This is a genomic window from Agromyces sp. MMS24-K17, from assembly GCF_043950245.1.
In the GTDB taxonomy this organism is placed as follows: Bacteria; Actinomycetota; Actinomycetes; order Actinomycetales; family Microbacteriaceae; genus Agromyces.
In genome coordinates this window covers 1,075,630-1,090,348 of the sequence record NZ_CP171640.1, presented here as the reverse complement: position 1 = coordinate 1,090,348, position 14,719 = coordinate 1,075,630, and the positions used below count along the sequence as shown (strand labels likewise).

The 14,719-nt window shown below is 72.7% G+C and carries 15 protein-coding genes; 11 read left to right on the top strand and 4 right to left on the bottom strand.

The window, feature by feature from the left end:
• The first annotated feature begins 12 nt into the window (after window positions 1–12).
• Together ACGGZK_RS04900 and ACGGZK_RS04895 are read left to right on the top strand one after the other, a co-directional pair.
• On the top strand, window positions 13–852 hold the full coding sequence (locus ACGGZK_RS04900; protein ID WP_395245140.1) for an alpha/beta fold hydrolase: 840 nt from the start codon (window positions 13–15) through the stop codon (window positions 850–852).
• 61 nt (window positions 853–913) lie between these two features.
• Window positions 914–1,546, top strand: a complete 633-nt coding sequence (locus ACGGZK_RS04895; RefSeq protein ID WP_395245139.1) for a glyoxalase — start codon at window positions 914–916, stop codon at window positions 1,544–1,546.
• 18 nt (window positions 1,547–1,564) lie between these two features.
• Here the strand turns inward: ACGGZK_RS04895 and ACGGZK_RS04890 are convergent, their stop codons facing one another.
• Complete coding sequence (locus tag ACGGZK_RS04890) at window positions 1,565–2,968, bottom strand: FAD-binding oxidoreductase (protein WP_395245138.1); 1,404 nt, start codon at window positions 2,966–2,968, stop codon at window positions 1,565–1,567.
• A gap of 119 nt (window positions 2,969–3,087) precedes the next feature.
• Window positions 3,088–3,519, bottom strand: a complete 432-nt coding sequence (locus ACGGZK_RS04885) for a UBP-type zinc finger domain-containing protein (protein ID WP_395245137.1) — start codon at window positions 3,517–3,519, stop codon at window positions 3,088–3,090.
• A gap of 115 nt (window positions 3,520–3,634) precedes the next feature.
• Between ACGGZK_RS04885 and ACGGZK_RS04880 the strand changes: the two genes are divergently transcribed.
• The 5 genes from ACGGZK_RS04880 to ACGGZK_RS04860 all read left to right on the top strand — a co-directional run bounded on the left by ACGGZK_RS04880 (window position 3,635) and on the right by ACGGZK_RS04860 (window position 7,208).
• Window positions 3,635–3,988 carry an ArsR/SmtB family transcription factor gene (locus tag ACGGZK_RS04880; RefSeq protein ID WP_395245136.1) on the top strand — a complete coding sequence of 118 codons (354 nt, stop codon included), beginning with the start codon at window positions 3,635–3,637 and terminating at the stop codon, window positions 3,986–3,988.
• Window positions 3,966–4,448, top strand: a complete 483-nt coding sequence (locus tag ACGGZK_RS04875) for an SRPBCC domain-containing protein (RefSeq protein ID WP_395245135.1) — start codon at window positions 3,966–3,968, stop codon at window positions 4,446–4,448. The genes ACGGZK_RS04880 and ACGGZK_RS04875 overlap by 23 nt, the downstream gene beginning before the upstream one ends.
• Window positions 4,448–5,002 (top strand): dihydrofolate reductase family protein, encoded by a 555-nt coding sequence (locus ACGGZK_RS04870; RefSeq protein WP_395245134.1) that lies wholly within the window; start codon window positions 4,448–4,450, stop codon window positions 5,000–5,002. The genes ACGGZK_RS04875 and ACGGZK_RS04870 overlap by 1 nt, the downstream gene beginning before the upstream one ends.
• A 71-nt stretch (window positions 5,003–5,073) precedes the next feature.
• Window positions 5,074–6,501 carry a sensor histidine kinase gene (locus ACGGZK_RS04865; protein WP_395245133.1) on the top strand — a complete coding sequence of 476 codons (1,428 nt, stop codon included), beginning with the start codon at window positions 5,074–5,076 and terminating at the stop codon, window positions 6,499–6,501.
• A complete protein-coding gene (locus ACGGZK_RS04860; RefSeq protein ID WP_395245132.1) occupies window positions 6,498–7,208 on the top strand; it encodes a response regulator in 711 nt (236 codons plus the stop codon). Before ACGGZK_RS04865 ends, ACGGZK_RS04860 begins: the two co-directional genes overlap by 4 nt.
• Window positions 7,209–7,230: 22 nt before the next feature.
• On the opposite strand, the gene ACGGZK_RS04855 is transcribed toward ACGGZK_RS04860, so the two are convergent.
• Entirely contained in the window at window positions 7,231–8,604 is a 1,374-nt protein-coding gene (locus tag ACGGZK_RS04855; RefSeq protein ID WP_395245131.1) for an MFS transporter, read from the bottom strand.
• Window positions 8,605–8,794: 190 nt separating this feature from the next.
• Between ACGGZK_RS04855 and ACGGZK_RS04850 the strand changes: the two genes are divergently transcribed.
• From ACGGZK_RS04850 to ACGGZK_RS04840, 3 genes are read left to right on the top strand one after another with little or no spacing between them, the layout of a single operon-like run.
• Window positions 8,795–9,679: an ABC transporter ATP-binding protein gene (locus tag ACGGZK_RS04850; protein WP_395245130.1), complete on the top strand. Its 885-nt coding sequence runs from the start codon at window positions 8,795–8,797 to the stop codon at window positions 9,677–9,679.
• Complete coding sequence (locus ACGGZK_RS04845) at window positions 9,676–10,842, top strand: ABC transporter permease (protein ID WP_395245129.1); 1,167 nt, start codon at window positions 9,676–9,678, stop codon at window positions 10,840–10,842. Before ACGGZK_RS04850 ends, ACGGZK_RS04845 begins: the two co-directional genes overlap by 4 nt.
• Window positions 10,843–10,882: 40 nt before the next feature.
• Window positions 10,883–11,959 carry a threonine aldolase family protein gene (locus ACGGZK_RS04840; protein WP_395245128.1) on the top strand — a complete coding sequence of 359 codons (1,077 nt, stop codon included), beginning with the start codon at window positions 10,883–10,885 and terminating at the stop codon, window positions 11,957–11,959.
• 136 nt (window positions 11,960–12,095) lie between these two features.
• On the opposite strand, the gene ACGGZK_RS04835 is transcribed toward ACGGZK_RS04840, so the two are convergent.
• Window positions 12,096–13,850, bottom strand: coding sequence for a S8 family peptidase (locus tag ACGGZK_RS04835; protein WP_395245127.1), 1,755 nt, complete (start codon window positions 13,848–13,850; stop codon window positions 12,096–12,098).
• 219 nt (window positions 13,851–14,069) lie between these two features.
• Between ACGGZK_RS04835 and ACGGZK_RS04830 the strand changes: the two genes are divergently transcribed.
• Window positions 14,070–14,663, top strand: a complete 594-nt coding sequence (locus tag ACGGZK_RS04830) for a nitroreductase family protein (protein WP_395245126.1) — start codon at window positions 14,070–14,072, stop codon at window positions 14,661–14,663.
• Window positions 14,664–14,719: the final 56 nt, after the last annotated feature.

The window sequence follows — 14,719 nt, the reverse complement described above, 5'->3', positions numbered from 1 at the left end:
AGGCAGGCGCCGATGCCCACCATCACCGCATCCGACGGCACCCGGCTGCACGTCGACGAGCACGGCGATCCCGCCGGCCGACCCGTCGTGCTGGTCGCCGGGTTCCGGGCCGCGACCACCAGCTGGAAGTCTCAGCAGCGCGCGCTCGCCCGGGCCGGGTACCGCGTCATCGCCCTCGACAAGCGCGGGCACGGGGCATCCGAGGTCGGGCCGGACGGCGGGCACACCATGCAACGCCACGGGCGGGACATCCGCGACCTGCTCGAGACCCTCGATCTCGCGGACGTCAGCCTCGTCGGCGGCTCGCTCGGCGGGAACTCGATCTGGGCGCTGCTCGCCGACGCCGACCCCGCCTCGCGGGCGGCAACGGCGCGCGTCCGGAACATCCTCATCGTCGACCAGACCCCGAAGATGCTGAACGACGCGACCTGGCCGCACGGGTTCTACGGCTACGACGAACAGAACCGCGACACCTACTTCGCGACGGGCATCCCCGACCCGGGGCGCGTGCCGGCGAGGTCGAAGGGCGTCGTACGGATCGCACGGGTGCTGCGCGCGCTCCAGCCGCAGAAGCTTCCGCGTCAGCTGACGCCCGCCGAGCTCGAGCTCATCGGCGACCACGCCCGGCGCGACTGGCGCGACACGATCGCCTCGGCGTCGGTGCCCGTGCGCTTCGTCGCGGGCGCCGAGAGCGAGCTCTGGCCCGCCACCCACGCCGCCGCGAGCGCCGCGCTCAACCCGCTCGCGTCGTCGGTCGTGATCCCCGAGGACGGCCACGCGGCCAACATCGAGCAGCCGAAGGCCTTCAACCGGGTGCTGCTGGAGTGGCTCGCGCGCCCCGCGGCTGAGTAGACCGCGCATCGAGCAGGAATCGAGAAGCGGCACCCCCGCGGCCGCTCGTAGCGTCGCTTCCATGAACTCCACCGACACGATCACCACCATCGACTCCGTCACCCTCGAGACCGACGACACCGCCGCGGCGGCCGACGCCGAGCGCTTCTACGCGACCGCGTTCGGCATCGGCGACCGCGTGAAGGTGCGCGCCACGGATGCCCCGACGAGCGGCTTCCGCGGCTACACGCTCTCGCTCAACGTGGCCCAGCCGGCCGACGTGCGCCTCCTGTTCGAGCGGGGCCTCGCCGCCGGCGCGACGGTCGTCAAGCCCGTCGAGAAGTCCCTCTGGGGCGTGGGCGGCAACCTCCGCGCGCCCGACGGCGCCATCTGGACCATCGCCACGTCCGCGAAGAAGGACTCCGGCCCGGCCACCGCCGACATCGAGCGCATCGTGCTGCTGCTCGGCGCCGACGACATCGGGGCGACCAAGCGCTTCTACGTCGACCGGGGCCTCGCCGTCGGCAAGAGCTTCGGCGCGTACGTCGAGTTCACCACCCCGGGGAGCCCGATCCTGCTCGGCCTCTACAAGCGTCGTGCGCTGGCGAAGGCCGCCGGGGTGCCCGCCGAGGGCAGCGGTTCGCACCGCCTGGTGATCGACGGCGGCGGCGCGTTCACCGACCCCGACGGCTTCGCCTGGGGCACCGGGGCCTGATCCGCCCGCGAGGCGGCCCTACGCCGGGAACGCCTTCCCCGGGTTCAGCACCCCGTGCGGGTCGAGCGCGTCCTTGATCGCCCGGTGCATCCCGAGCACCCGCTCGCCGAGCTCCGAACGTGCGCCCGGCAGCTTCAGCAGGCCGACCCCGTGCTCACCGGTGACGGTGCCGCCGAGCGCGCGGCAGTCGTCGACGATCCGGTCGAACGCGATCTTCGCCCGGGCCTTCGCGGCGTCGTCGCCCTCGGGCGCGATGATCAGCGGGTGCAGGTTGCCGTCGCCGGCGTGCGCGATGTTCGCGATCACGACGTCGTGCTCGGCGGCGGTGGCCCGGATGCGGCCGAGCATCTCGGGCACCGCGCCGCGCGGCACGCAGATGTCCTCGGTCAGCACGGGGCCGAGGCGCTCGAGCGACGGGTACGCGAGCCGGCGCGCGAGGAAGAGCCGGTCGACCTCGTCGGGGTCGGTCGCCCGTTCGACGCCGAGCGCCCCCGCTTCGGCCATGCGGGCGGCGACGGAGGCCACGAGCTCGTCGCCGCGGGCCCCGACGTCGTCGACCTTCGCGAGCAGGAGCGTGTCGGCGCCCTGCGGGAGCCCGAGGTGCTGCCAGGCCTCGACCGCCTCGATGCAGGTGCGGTCGATGATCTCGAGCGCCGAGGGCACGATGCCGGCCGCCGAGATCGCGGCGACGGCCTCGCCGGCGGCCTCGAGCGAGCCGAACGTGCCGACGACGGCGCGCTCCTCGCGGCCGGCGAGCGGCAGCAGCTTCAGCGTGAGCTCGACGATGATGCCGAGGGTGCCCTCGGAGCCGACCATGAGCGCGGTGAGGTCGTACCCGGTGACGCCCTTGGCGGTGCGCCGCCCGAGCTCGACGATCGACCCGTCGGCGAGCACGACGGTGAGGCCGAGCACGTAGTCGCGGGTGACGCCGTACTTCACGCAGCAGATGCCGCCGGCGTTCGTGGCGGCGTTGCCGCCGATGGTCGAGATCTTGTACGAGGCCGGGTCGGGCGGGTACCAGAGCCCGTGCTCGGCCACGGCTTCGCGGAGGACGTCGTTGATCACGCCGGGTTCCGCGCGCACGTAGCGCTCGGCGCGGTTCACCTCGACGATGCGGGTCATCCGCTCGAGCGACAGCACGATGGAGTCGACGAGCGCGTTCGCGCCGCCCGACAGTCCGGTGCCCGCCCCGCGCGGCACGACCGACAGGCCGGATGCCCCGGCGTAGCGCACGACCGCGGCGACGTCGTCGGCGGTCTCGGCGAAGACGACGGCGACGGGCGGGGTGAAGTCGGCCCATTCGGCGTCGTCTTGCGCGTACTCGTCGAGGACGGCAGCGTCGGTGGAGACCTGCCCGGGGCGGAGCATCCGCTCGAGGTCGCCGGCGGCCGCGCCGCGATCGATCGTGGACGGCTTCGGCATGGGTGCGGCTCCTTCGCGCGGGTGGTGCGGGTCCCGACTCGATTCTGCGGCACGCGGCGGCGAGCCGGCGCCGCCGCTCGGACCTCGCCGCTCGGACCTCGCCGCTCAGTCCTCGCCGCTCAGGCCTCGGGCGGGGGCTCCACGCCGACGCGGTGGATGCGCCGGCGCCAGTCCGCGGGCACTCGGTCGCGCGGGGCGGGCGAGCCCTGCGGCACCGGGCGGCTCACGGGCGGCACGAGGTCGACGCCGTCGGCCGGTTCGGTGGGCTCGTTGCGCTCGTAGTCCCAGAACCAGCTCTCACCGGGCTCGAACGATCGCGCCACCGGATGCCCCGACTCGTGCGCGTGCCGCGTGGCGTGCTGCTCGGGCGACGTGTCGCAGCATCCGATGTGCCCGCACCAGGCGCAGCGCCGGAGGTGGACCCACCAGCCCTCGGGGTGCGCGAGGCACTCGACGCAGCCGAAGCCCGAGGGCGGGACCTCGGGCCGGATGACGCGCTCGTCGGGCGCCGCGCCGGTCGCGGGGAGGTCGGGCGAGGTCGACTGGGTCATGTCGACCGAGCGTACCCAGTGCGGGAAATCCGACGCCATCCCCCTGCCGGAAACGGTTGACGAGAGATCCTCACCGTCGTAAGTTAAGCAGATCATTAATTAAGGAGTTGCTTACATGGGTGCATCCGACGAGTTGAGCCTGGTCTTCCAGGCCCTCGCCGACCCGACCAGGCGGGCGATCATCACCCGCCTCCGCGAGGGCGCGGCGACCGTCGGCGAGCTGGCCGAGCCGTTCGCGATGAGCCGTCCCGCGATCTCGCAGCACCTCCGGGTGCTCGAGCGCGCCGGGCTCATCGAGCGCACCGCGAACGCGCAGTGGCGCACCTGCACCCTGCGCACCGAGCCGCTCGACGAGGCATCCGCGTGGGTCGAGCGCCACCGCATCGAATGGAACGAACGGTTCGACCGGCTCGATGCGCGACTCCGCGAGATGAAGGGGGACCGACGTGTCCGAGACGAACGAGACTGACGGCTTCGAGATCGTGCGCGTGTTCGACGCACCGCGCGAGCTGGTGTGGCAGGCCTGGACGACCGAGGCCGACGCCGCCGAGTGGTGGCATCCGCGCGGCATCGAGATCAAGCCGGGCAGCGTGCGGCTGCGCGCCGAGGTCGGCGGCGAGTACGCCTACACGATGGTGAACCCGGCCGACGGGCGGGAGTACCCGACGGCCGGCGTCTACCGCGAGGTCGACCCGCCGTCGCGCCTGGTCTTCACGTGGGGCGGTCCCGACGACGTCGACGAGGATCGGCCCGTCATCGTGGTCGAGCTCGCCGAGCTCGACGACGGCGACCGCACCGAACTGACGTTCTCGGTGCGCGGCCTCGTCGCCGGCCCGGGCGACGACGTGTACGACGGCTGGTCGTCGGCGCTCGAGATGCTCGACGAGCAGCTGGCGGCGCAGCAGGCGACGTCGGGCGAGCCGCGCTGATGGGCCGGCTCATCCTCGAGCAGATCGTGAGCGCCGACGGCTACGCGGCCGACGCCGAGGGCGGCATCGACTACTTCGGCTCGGTCGACCGGCTCAACGCCGACGACCACGACCAGCTCGCCCTGCTCGAGACGGTCGACCGCATCGTGCTGGGCCGCGCCACCTACGAGATGTTCGCCGCCTACTGGCCGGCCGCCGACGCCGAGGTCGAGCGCGTGGCCGTGCCCATCGCCCGCCTGCCGAAGCACGTCGTCTCCACGACGCTCGACCGGGCGCCGTGGGGCGACGACGAGATCGGCATCCTGCGCGACCTCGACGCGGTGGCCGAGCTCCGTGAGCTGGACGGGTCGACCATCGTCTGGGGCAGCCTCGACCTCGCCGACGACCTCCTGCGGGCGGGCCTCGTCGACGTGCTGCGACTGCGGATCCTCCCGGTGCTCATCGGGGCCGGCCGGTCGTTCACGCCCGGAGACCTCGGCGAGCGGCGCCTCGCGTTCCACCACGCGGTCGAGCACCCGGGCGGGCAGGTGACGCTCCAGTACGAGGTGCGGTGAACCTGCGGCGGGGTGACGGGATCACCCGCGCGACGGATGCCCCGCCCGGCGCCCGCCGCTAGCGTGGCGGGGTGACCTCCGCCCCGCCCGTGCTCGACGGCGTCGAGTGGGTCCGTCCCCGGCCCGGCCGGGCGGGCCTGCGCAACGACGCCGTGCTGGCCGTCGTCCTGTTCGCCGCGTCGGTCGCCTCCGCCTGGCTGTACCGGGCCTCGGGCTGGGCCGAGGGCGTGCCGTTCTGGGCGACCCTCGTGTGGGCGGCCGCGATGACCCTGCCGCTCGCCGCCCGGCGCCTGCAGCCGGAGCTCGTCGCGATCGTGCTCACGGCCGCGTTCGTCGTCGGCGCGCTCACGCAGTCGGGCGACCTGCTCTTCTCGAACATCGACCTGTTCATCGCCATCTACTCGATCGGCGCGTGGGGGCGGAACCGCCTGATCGCCCAGGTCGTGCGCGGCGTCATCGTCGTCGGCATGCTCGGCTGGCTCTTCTGGGACGTGATCGTCTCGTCGAACATGCCCGACCACCTGCCCGACCTGTCGCGCGAGGTCGACGGGCTCGTCTCGCCGTACGTCGCCTACGCGCTCATCAACATCCTCACGAACCTGCTGTTCTTCGGCGGCGCCTGGTTCTTCGGCGACAACGCCTACCGGTCGGCACGGTCGCGCGCGGCGCTCGAGCAGCGCACCGTCGAGCTCGCCGCCGAACGCGAGCGCACGCGGGCGCAGGCGGTCGCCATCGAGCGCCTCCGGATCGCGCGCGAGCTGCACGACGTCGTCGCGCACCACGTGTCGGTCATCGGCGTGCAGGCGGGCGCCGCCCGTCGCGTGCTCGCCCGCGATCCCGAGGCGGCGACCGCCTCGCTGGTCGCGATCGAGGACAGCGCCCGCGAGGCGATCGCCGAGCTGCACGGCCTGCTCGGCACCCTGCGCCAGGGCTCGGACGCCTTCGACGGCACGGATGCCCCGCGCTCCACGGATGCCCCGAGCGATGCGGATGCCCCGGCGAATGCGGGCACCGGCCCCGCCGCGGGCGCCGACCCCCGGCCGTCGGACGCACCCGCCCGCGGCTTCGCCGACCTGGCCGCCCTCGCCGACGCCACGACGGCGAGCGGCATCCCGACGACCTTCACCGTCGTCGGCGAGCCGCGCGAGGCGAGCACCCTCGTGGGCCTCACCTCGTACCGGATCGCCCAGGAGGCCCTGACGAACGTGCGCAAGCACGCCGGCGCCGCCGCGACGGCCGAGCTCCGCGTGCGCTGGGACGACGCGAGCGTCGAGGTCGAGGTCACCGACACCGGCGCGGGCCGCGCGGCGGCGACCGGCCGCGGCGGGCTCGGGCAGGCGGGCATGCGCGAACGGGTCGCGGTGGTCGGCGGCACGCTCGAGTTCGGGCCGCGGCATCGCGGCGGCTACCTCGTGCGGGCGACGCTGCCGCTGCGGCGGCTCGCCGAGGCATCCGTCGCCGCGCCCGGTTCCGCCGCGAACGGAGGTGACGCCTCGTGAGCGTCCGGGTGCTCATCGTCGACGACCAGGCGCTGGTGCGGGGCGGGTTCCGCACCATCCTCGACTCCGAACCGGGCATCGAGGTCGTGGGCGAGGCAGCCGACGGCCTCGCCGCGATCGCCGCGGTCGCCGAGCTCGATCCCGACGTGGTCTGCATGGACGTGCAGATGCCCGGGCTCGACGGACTCGCCGCGACGCGGCGGATCGTGGCCGAGCGCGGCGAACGACCGGCGGTGCTCGTGCTCACGACCTTCAACCGCGAGGACTACCTGTTCGAGGCGCTCGAGGCGGGTGCCAGCGGGTTCCTGCTCAAGAACTCCAGCCCCGAGCAGCTCATCGACGCCGTGCAGGTCGTCGCCCGCGGCGACGCGCTGCTCTCGCCGGACGTCACGCGCGCCGTGATCGCCGCCGCGCGGACCCGAATCGTCGCTTCAGGCTCGCCGGAGCGACCATTCGCGTCCTCGCGCAACGCGCCAGTGGCGCATGGCGCGGGCAGCGCGCTCGCGACGCTCACCGACCGCGAGCGCGAGGTGCTCGAACTCCTCGCCGAGGGGCGCTCGAACGCCGAGATCGCCCAGCGCCTCTGGGTGGGCGAGGCGACCGTGAAGACGCACGTGTCGAAGGTGCTGCAGAAGCTCGCGCTGCGCGACCGCGTGCACGCGGTCGTCTACGCGTACGAGCACGGCGTGGTGCGACCGGGCGCGTAGCCGACTGGCAGCGCGGCGACGGTCAGCGGCGAGGGTCGGCGGCCGCTTCGTCCACGGGCTCGTCGGCCGGCACCGACTCCTCGTTGCCCGCGTACTCCGCCGACAGCAGCCGGTACGACTTCGTCGTGAACGCGACGAGCGCGAGCACCACCATGACGAGCCCCGAGAACAGGAACACGAGCGCGATGCCCCGCGCGTCGCCGTCGCCGAGCAGCCAGCCCCAGACCTCCTGGCCGGCGTCGGACTCCATGTACGGGATGAGCCAGAACTGCGCGATCGGGGCGATGAGGAACGCCGTGACCGGCGCGGCGGCCGACTCGACGGCGGCCGCGAACCCGAACACCCGCCCCTGCGTGCGGAACGGGACGACCTTCTGGATCACGGTCTGCTCGGACGCCTCCACCACGGGGATGAGGCACATGTACGCCCAGATGCCGATCGCGTAGAGCGGCCACCACTCGCGGATCGTGAAGAGCGAACCGAGCACGCCCATGCCGATGACGACGAGCAGCATGGTGCGGATCGGGTTCTTCCCGAGCCCGAACTTCGCGATGACGAGTCCGCCGATGATGAAGCCGGTCGCGGTCACGCCGAGCACCAACCCCCAGGCCTCGACCGAGAAGATCGTGAGGCCGTACGGGTCCATGAGCGCCATGTAGACGCCGCCGATGAGGTTGTTCAGCGTCGAGAACAGGATGAGCGCGAACAGGCCGGGCGCCTTGCGGACCGCGGCGAAGCTGCCCCGGAAGTCGATCGTCGGCGCCTTCTCGCCCTCGGCGGGCTCGGGCCGCTCCTCGGGGATGCGGAGGAATAGCAGGTGCACGAGGGCGACGAGGGTGAGCGCGATCGCGATGACGAGGGTCCAGCCCATGCCGAGCAGCCCGATCGCGAGCCCGCTGAACACGCTGGTGACGATGAAGGCGAGCCCCTGCACGGTGCCGACGAGGCCGTTCGCGTTCGCGTGCCGCTCCTCGGGCACGAGCAGGGTGACGGTCGTCGACAGCGCGATGTTGCGCAGGTTCTCGATGACCGAGCCGAACAGGATGATGCCCGTGAACGCCCAGAACCACGGCCCGCCGAGGTCGAGCAGCGCCGACTCGGGGTGGAGCAGGTACAGGGCGCCCGCGATGATGAACGACCCGAGCGTCACGAGGCTCGAGAACTGCATGACCCGGAGCTTGCGGTGCCGGTCGACGAGCGTGCCGAACAGCATCGCGAAGAACGCGATGAGCAGCATGTACGCGCCCCCGATGATGCCGGTGGCGAGCACCGACCGCGTCTCGAGGTAGACCCAGAAGGTCAGCGCGAACCACAGGAAGCTCGTCGTGATGTTCGCGACGGCCGTGTTCACGAGCACCTGGACGAACGTCCGCATCCCCCCGGTGGCGACATCCATCCGTGCAGGGTAACCGCGCCCGCCGACATCCGGAACCCGTTGCATCCTCCCGACGCGCGCGCATCTCCCCCTCGCGGCGGAGGCGCGGCGGAGGCGCGCCGGATGCGTCCGCCGCGCGGCGCCCCGACTGCCCCGAGAACCCCCCGCGCGACGGATGCCCCGCCGCACGCCGCATCCCTAGCGTTGAGCCATGCTCGAACTCAACGACCTCACCAAGCGGTACGGCGACCGCCTGGCCCTCGACCGCGTGGGCTTCACCGTCGGCGACGGCCGTCTCACCGGCTTCGTCGGCGGCAACGGCGCCGGCAAGACCACGACCATGCGCATCGTCCTCGGCGTGCTCGCCGCGGACGGCGGCACCGTCACCCTCGACGGGAAGCCGCTCGCCGCGGCCGACCGGCGCACGTTCGGCTACATGCCGGAGGAGCGCGGGCTCTACCCGAAGATGAAGGTGCTCGAGCAGACGGTGTACCTCGCCCGCCTGCACGGCTGGTCGGCGGCCGCCGCCCGCCGCAACGCGACCGAGCTGCTCGAGCGGCTCGGCCTCGGCGAGCGGCTCGGCGACACCGTCGAGTCGCTCTCGCTCGGCAACCAGCAGCGCGCCCAGATCGCCGCCGCGCTGGTGCACCGCCCCGAAGTGCTCATCCTCGACGAGCCGTTCTCGGGCCTCGACCCGATGGCCGTCGAGACGGTGCAGTCGGTGCTCGCCGACGTGGCAGCGCAGGGCGCGCCGGTGCTGTTCTCGTCGCACCAGCTCGACGTCGTCGAGCGGCTCTGCGACGACCTCGTCATCATCGCGGGCGGCACGATCCGCGCGGCCGGGCCGCGCGACGCGCTCCGCGAGGAGTTCGCGAGCGACCGCTGGGAGCTCCTCACCTCCAACGACGCCGGCTGGGTGCGCGGCATCCCCGGCGTCCGGGTCGTCACCTTCGACGGCGGCTGGGCGCTCTTCGAGGCCGAGACGGATGCCGCGCGCCACGCCGTCCTCGCCGAGGCGGTGTCCCGCGGGGACGTCGTCAGCTTCACCCGCGAGCAGACCACGCTCGCCCAGATCTTCCAGGAGGTCGTGCGATGAGCACGCAGCTCGAGCGACGCGACCCGTCGTTCACCCAGGCCAGCGGCCTCGTCGCCGGCCGCGAGATCACCACCCGACTGCGCAGCAAGGCGTTCGTGATCTCGACGATCGTGCTGATGGCCGCGGTACTCGCCTCGGTGATCCTCGGCTCGGTGTTCGGCTCGCAGGACGAGCCCTCGCGGGTCGCCGTCGTGGGCACCGCGGCCGACGCCGTCGCGGGCGTCGCCTCGCTCGAGGCCGTTCCCGCGGCCGACCTCGCCGATGCCGAGGCGCTCCTCCGCGACGGCGACGTCGAGGCGATCGTGGCGCCGACCGACGAGGTCGCCGCGTCCGACCTCGCCGCGGGAGGCGACCTCGTCGCCGCCGAGCCGCCGGGCACGGTCGCGGCGGACTCGCCCGTCACGGTCATCGGCCTCGGCGACGCGCCCTGGGGCGTGGCATCCTCCCTCGCCCTGGTCCCGCCCGTCGCGATCCTCGACGTCGCGCCCGTCGACCCGCAGCTCGCGTACTTCGTCGCCTTCGGATTCGGCATCGTCTTCTTCTTCTCGGCGCTGACCTTCGGCCAGACCATCGCGCAGTCGGTCGTCGAGGAGAAGCAGACCCGCATCATCGAGATCCTGCTGTCGACGGTGTCGGCGCGGGCGCTGCTCACCGGCAAGGTCCTCGGCAACAGCGTCATGGCGTTCGCGCAGATCGTAGCCATCGCCGGGCTCGCGATCCTCGGGCTCGCGCTCACCGGCCAACAGGTGCTGCTCGGCGGGCTCGGGGCATCCGTCGTCTGGTTCGTCGCGTTCTTCGCCGTCGGCTTCATCATGCTCGCCGCCCTGTTCGCGGCGACCGCCGCGACCGTGTCGCGCGCCGAGGACGTCGGCTCGGTGACCACCCCGGTGACGATGCTCGTGATGCTGCCGTACCTGCTCATCGTGTTCTTCAACGACAACCCGACCGTGCTCGCGATCATGAGCTACGTGCCGTTCTCGGCGCCGGTGGGCATGCCGATGCGGGTGTTCCTCGAGCAGGCCGAGTGGTGGGAGCCGATCGTGTCGCTCGCGATCCTGGTCGCGACGACGGTGCTCGCGCTGCTCGTCGGCGACCGCATCTACCGGCACTCGCTGCTGCGCACGGGCGCCCGGGTGAAGTTCTCGGAGGCGCTGCGCGGGTAGCGCCCCGGGTTGTCGGAGGCGCAGGTGCGAGGATGGTTCGGTGACCGACCAGCTCCACGACACCACCTTCCGCGGCTTCGCCTCCGACAACTACTCCGGCGTGCACCCCGAGGTGCTCGACGCGATCGCGCAGGCCAACGGCGGCCACCAGGTCGCGTACGGGGAAGACCAGTACACCGAGCGCCTGCAGCACGTCTTCGCCGGGCACTTCGGTGAGGATGCTCAGGCCTTCCCCGTCTTCAACGGCACCGGCGCGAACGTGACCGGCCTGCAGTCGATGCTGCCGCGCTGGGGCGCGGTCGTCGCGGCGACCACCGCGCACATCAACACCGACGAGGGCGGCGCGCCCGAGCGGGTCGCGGGCATCAAGATCCTCGGCGTGCCGACACCGAACGGCAAGCTCACCCCCGAGCTCATCGACCGCGAGGCGTGGGGCTGGGGCGACGAGCACCGCGCGCAGCCGCTCGTCGTGTCGATCACGCAGACCACCGAGCTCGGCACCCGCTACTCGATCGAGGAGATCCGCGCGATCGCCGACCACGCGCACTCGCTCGGCATGCGCGTGCACCTCGACGGCGCGCGCCTGTCGAACGCGGCGGCCGCGCTGGATGCCCCGCTCCGCGCCTTCACCACCGACGCCGGCGTCGACGTCGTGAGCGTCGGCGGCACGAAGAACGGCGCGCTCGGCGCCGAGGCGATCGTGGTGCTGAACCCCGCCGCCTCCGAGGGGCTCACGTTCCTGCGGAAGCTGAACATGCAGCTCGCGTCGAAGATGCGGTTCGTCTCGGCCCAGCTCATCGCCCTGTACGAGGGCGACCTGTGGCTGCGGAGCGCGTCGCACGCGAACGCGATGGCCAAGCGCCTCCGCGACGGCCTCGAGGCCGGGATCGCCGCCGGCGGCCTTCCGGGCCTCTCCTTCACGCAGCCGACCGAGTCGAACGGCGTCTTCGCGGCACTGCCCGCGGGCGTGGCCGACCGGCTGCGCGACCGCGGCTTCCGCTTCTACGACTGGGATGCCGCGCGCGGCGAGGTGCGCTGGATGTGCTCGTTCGACACGAGCGAGGACGACATCGACGCGTTCGTCGCCGGCATCGGCGAGGAGCTCGAGCGGGCCTGATCACGCCGGCGGTGCGAGCGCTCGCGCCGCCGATCGGTCGCCCCGCGCGGGCGGCCGCAGACGCCGACGGGCGGATGCCGCGAGTCGCGGCATCCGCCCGTCGTGTCGTTCCGTGGATGCGGTGCGGGGCGCCGGCCTATCGGCCGATCGCCCGCAGCGCGTTCACGATGCCGTCGCCGTAGAACCCGTTCTTCGACGTACCGCCCTCGCAGGTGTGCGTCGCGGTGATGGTCGCGCCGGCCGGCGTGATCCGCGTGTAGGTGAACGCCGGGGGCGTCGGGCACGCGGTGTCGACGGCCGAACGCAGCAGCACCTGCTCGACGACCTGCGCCGGGAGGTACTTGCCGCCGCGCACGACGTCGGGCAGGCCGTACTTGCTGACGATCAGCGCCGCGACGCCGGCCGCGTGCGGCGAGGCCATCGACGTGCCCTGCAGGTACTGGTAGTACGCGCAGGACTTGCCGTTCTTGTCGCAGCTCTTCACGACGTACTCGACCGTCGGTTCGCCGTTCTCGTCGATCTCGCCGTTGGCCTCGGCGAGCGACTTCGGGTACGCCGCGAGGATCGCCTTCGAGATGTCGCGGGTGTTCGTCGCGGTGTCGTACACGTCGCCGCCGGGGGCGGCCACGTCGATGTACCCGTTGCCGTAGTTCGAGTAGTACGCCTTGCGCTTCGAGACGCCGGTGCTCGACACCGAGATCACGCCGCGGCTCTCCGACGGCACCGACACGCACGACGCGGGGTCGAGCAGGTCGCGCACGTAGGCGGCCTCACCCGGCACGTCGGCGAAGTCGGGGCTCGTCGCGTCGCTGAGGACCTTGGTGTAGTCGGATGCCTCGTTGCCGGCGGCGGCCACGAGCGTCACGCCGCGGTTGCGGGCGAAGTCGAGGGCGCGCTGCATGGCGGCCACGATGGTCTGCTGCTCCTGCTGGTCCTCCGGAGAGTCCGCCGGGTGCGAGGCGCAGTTGAACAGCCACGGGTCGACGTAGTAGCTCATGTTGACGACGTCGATGCCGGTGCGGCCCGCGTAGGTGAGCGCGTCGACCGACGGCTGCAGGAAGAAGTAGCCCGAGTCCTGGCCGGCGCGGAGGTTCACGAGGGTCACGTTCGGCGCGACGCCCGCGATGCCGATGCCGTTGATCGGCGCGCCGATCGTGGAGGCGACGTGCGTGCCGTGGCCGTCCTCGTCGACGTCGGCCGGGTCGGAGCACGACTGGTCGGGCTCGTCCTCGCAGGGGCCGTCGATGTACCCGCCGTTGGCGTCGAACGGGATGTCGGTGGTGAAGTTGCGGCTCAGCTTCGCGTCGAAGTTCGGCGCGATGTCGGGGTGGCTGCCGTCGACGCCGGTGTCGATGATGCCCACCCGGACCTGCTTGGAGCCCTTCTCGTACTTGTACGAGCCGTCGGCGGTGGCGCCGATCTGCTGCATGTCCCACTGGTACGAGGCGAGCGGCTCGTTCTTCGCGGCGCCGCCGCCCTGGCCGGGCTTCGAGCCCTTGGCGTTCGCGCCGGCGACCTTGGTCTCCTCCTCGACGGCGTCGGCCTTGCGGATCTGCTCGTCGGAGGCCTTGTCCTCCGGCACGTCGCCGATGACGCGGTTCTGGGCGGTGCCCTGGATCGCGCCCTGGGCCGCGGCGTCGGCGGCGAACTCGGCGTTCGTGGTCGCGACGGTCGCGACGCCCACGTCGGTGTTCTCGCTGACGATGGTGCCGCCCGCCGCGGCGACGGCGGCTCGCGCGTCGGCGGTCGAGGCGCCCTCGGTGAACAGGACGACGTACTCCTGCTCGGCGCCCTCGGACGTGTCGGTCGCGACGGCCGCCGGTGCCGCCGCGAGGGCGGTGATGGCGAGTGCCAGGGCGGAGGTCGCCGCTATGGATCGGAAGCGTGGCATGTTCGGCCTTTCCGTTCGGGGTCGTGCGCTCATCGTCGGGCGCACCGCTCGCCATGGTCGCACAGCGGGCCGCGGGTGGGAAGGGGGCCGGGATGCTCCGTCCGATGACGAACCGTTTCATCGAGTTACGCGTCGGGAATACCCCGGGCTTGCATGCGTTTGAATCGAGCGGGTCGACGGCGCCCCGGCTCCACCCATCTCCATCGAAAGGCCCTCGCCATGACCCTCGTGACCGACCTCACCTCCCGCCGCGCCGACACCACGGCGCCCCTGATCGACGCCCTCGTCGACCGCTGGAGCCCGCGCGCGTACGACCCCGCCGCGGAGATCCCCGCCGACGCCCTGCGCACCGTGCTCGAGGCCGCGCGCTGGGCCCCGTCGGCCAACAACACCCAGCCGTGGCGCTTCATCGTCGCCCGCCGGGGCTCGGAGGCGTTCACCACGCTCCACGACGCGCTGCTCGGCTTCAACCAGGCCTGGGCCGACTCGGCGGCCGTGCTCATCGCGAACGTCGCCGAGATCGCCGACGACGAGGGCAAGCCGCGGCCGTGGGCCCGCTACGACCTCGGCCAGGCCGTCGCGCACTACTCGGTGCAGGCCCAGCACGAGGGCCTGCACACCCACCAGATGGGCGGCTTCGACGGCGCTCGCATCGCCGAGGCGTTCGGCCTCGGCGAGCGCTTCGAGGTCGTCTCGGTGACCGCCGTCGGCGTGCTCGGCGACGTGGACGCGCTGCCCGACGCCCTCCGCGAGCGCGAGGTCGCCCCGCGCGTGCGCAAGCCGCTCGACGAGCTCGTCATCGCCGGCGAGTAGTCGCGGCGGAACGGAACGGAACGGGCTCCCGGGGATGCATCCCCGGGAGCCCGTCG

What these genes read in the sequence shown, in the direction of transcription:
- ACGGZK_RS04900 (WP_395245140.1), top strand. Translation starts at nt 13, where the DNA reads ATGCCCACCATCACCGCATCCGACGGCACCCGGCTGCACGTCGACGAG.
- ACGGZK_RS04895 (WP_395245139.1), top strand. Translation starts at nt 914, where the DNA reads ATGAACTCCACCGACACGATCACCACCATCGACTCCGTCACCCTCGAG.
- ACGGZK_RS04890 (WP_395245138.1), bottom strand. Translation starts at nt 2,968, where the DNA reads ATGCCGAAGCCGTCCACGATCGATCGCGGCGCGGCCGCCGGCGACCTC.
- ACGGZK_RS04885 (WP_395245137.1), bottom strand. Translation starts at nt 3,519, where the DNA reads ATGACCCAGTCGACCTCGCCCGACCTCCCCGCGACCGGCGCGGCGCCC.
- ACGGZK_RS04880 (WP_395245136.1), top strand. Translation starts at nt 3,635, where the DNA reads ATGGGTGCATCCGACGAGTTGAGCCTGGTCTTCCAGGCCCTCGCCGAC.
- ACGGZK_RS04870 (WP_395245134.1), top strand. Translation starts at nt 4,448, where the DNA reads ATGGGCCGGCTCATCCTCGAGCAGATCGTGAGCGCCGACGGCTACGCG.
- ACGGZK_RS04855 (WP_395245131.1), bottom strand. Translation starts at nt 8,604, where the DNA reads ATGGATGTCGCCACCGGGGGGATGCGGACGTTCGTCCAGGTGCTCGTG.
- ACGGZK_RS04850 (WP_395245130.1), top strand. Translation starts at nt 8,795, where the DNA reads ATGCTCGAACTCAACGACCTCACCAAGCGGTACGGCGACCGCCTGGCC.
- ACGGZK_RS04845 (WP_395245129.1), top strand. Translation starts at nt 9,676, where the DNA reads ATGAGCACGCAGCTCGAGCGACGCGACCCGTCGTTCACCCAGGCCAGC.
- ACGGZK_RS04835 (WP_395245127.1), bottom strand. Translation starts at nt 13,850, where the DNA reads ATGCCACGCTTCCGATCCATAGCGGCGACCTCCGCCCTGGCACTCGCC.
- ACGGZK_RS04830 (WP_395245126.1), top strand. Translation starts at nt 14,070, where the DNA reads ATGACCCTCGTGACCGACCTCACCTCCCGCCGCGCCGACACCACGGCG.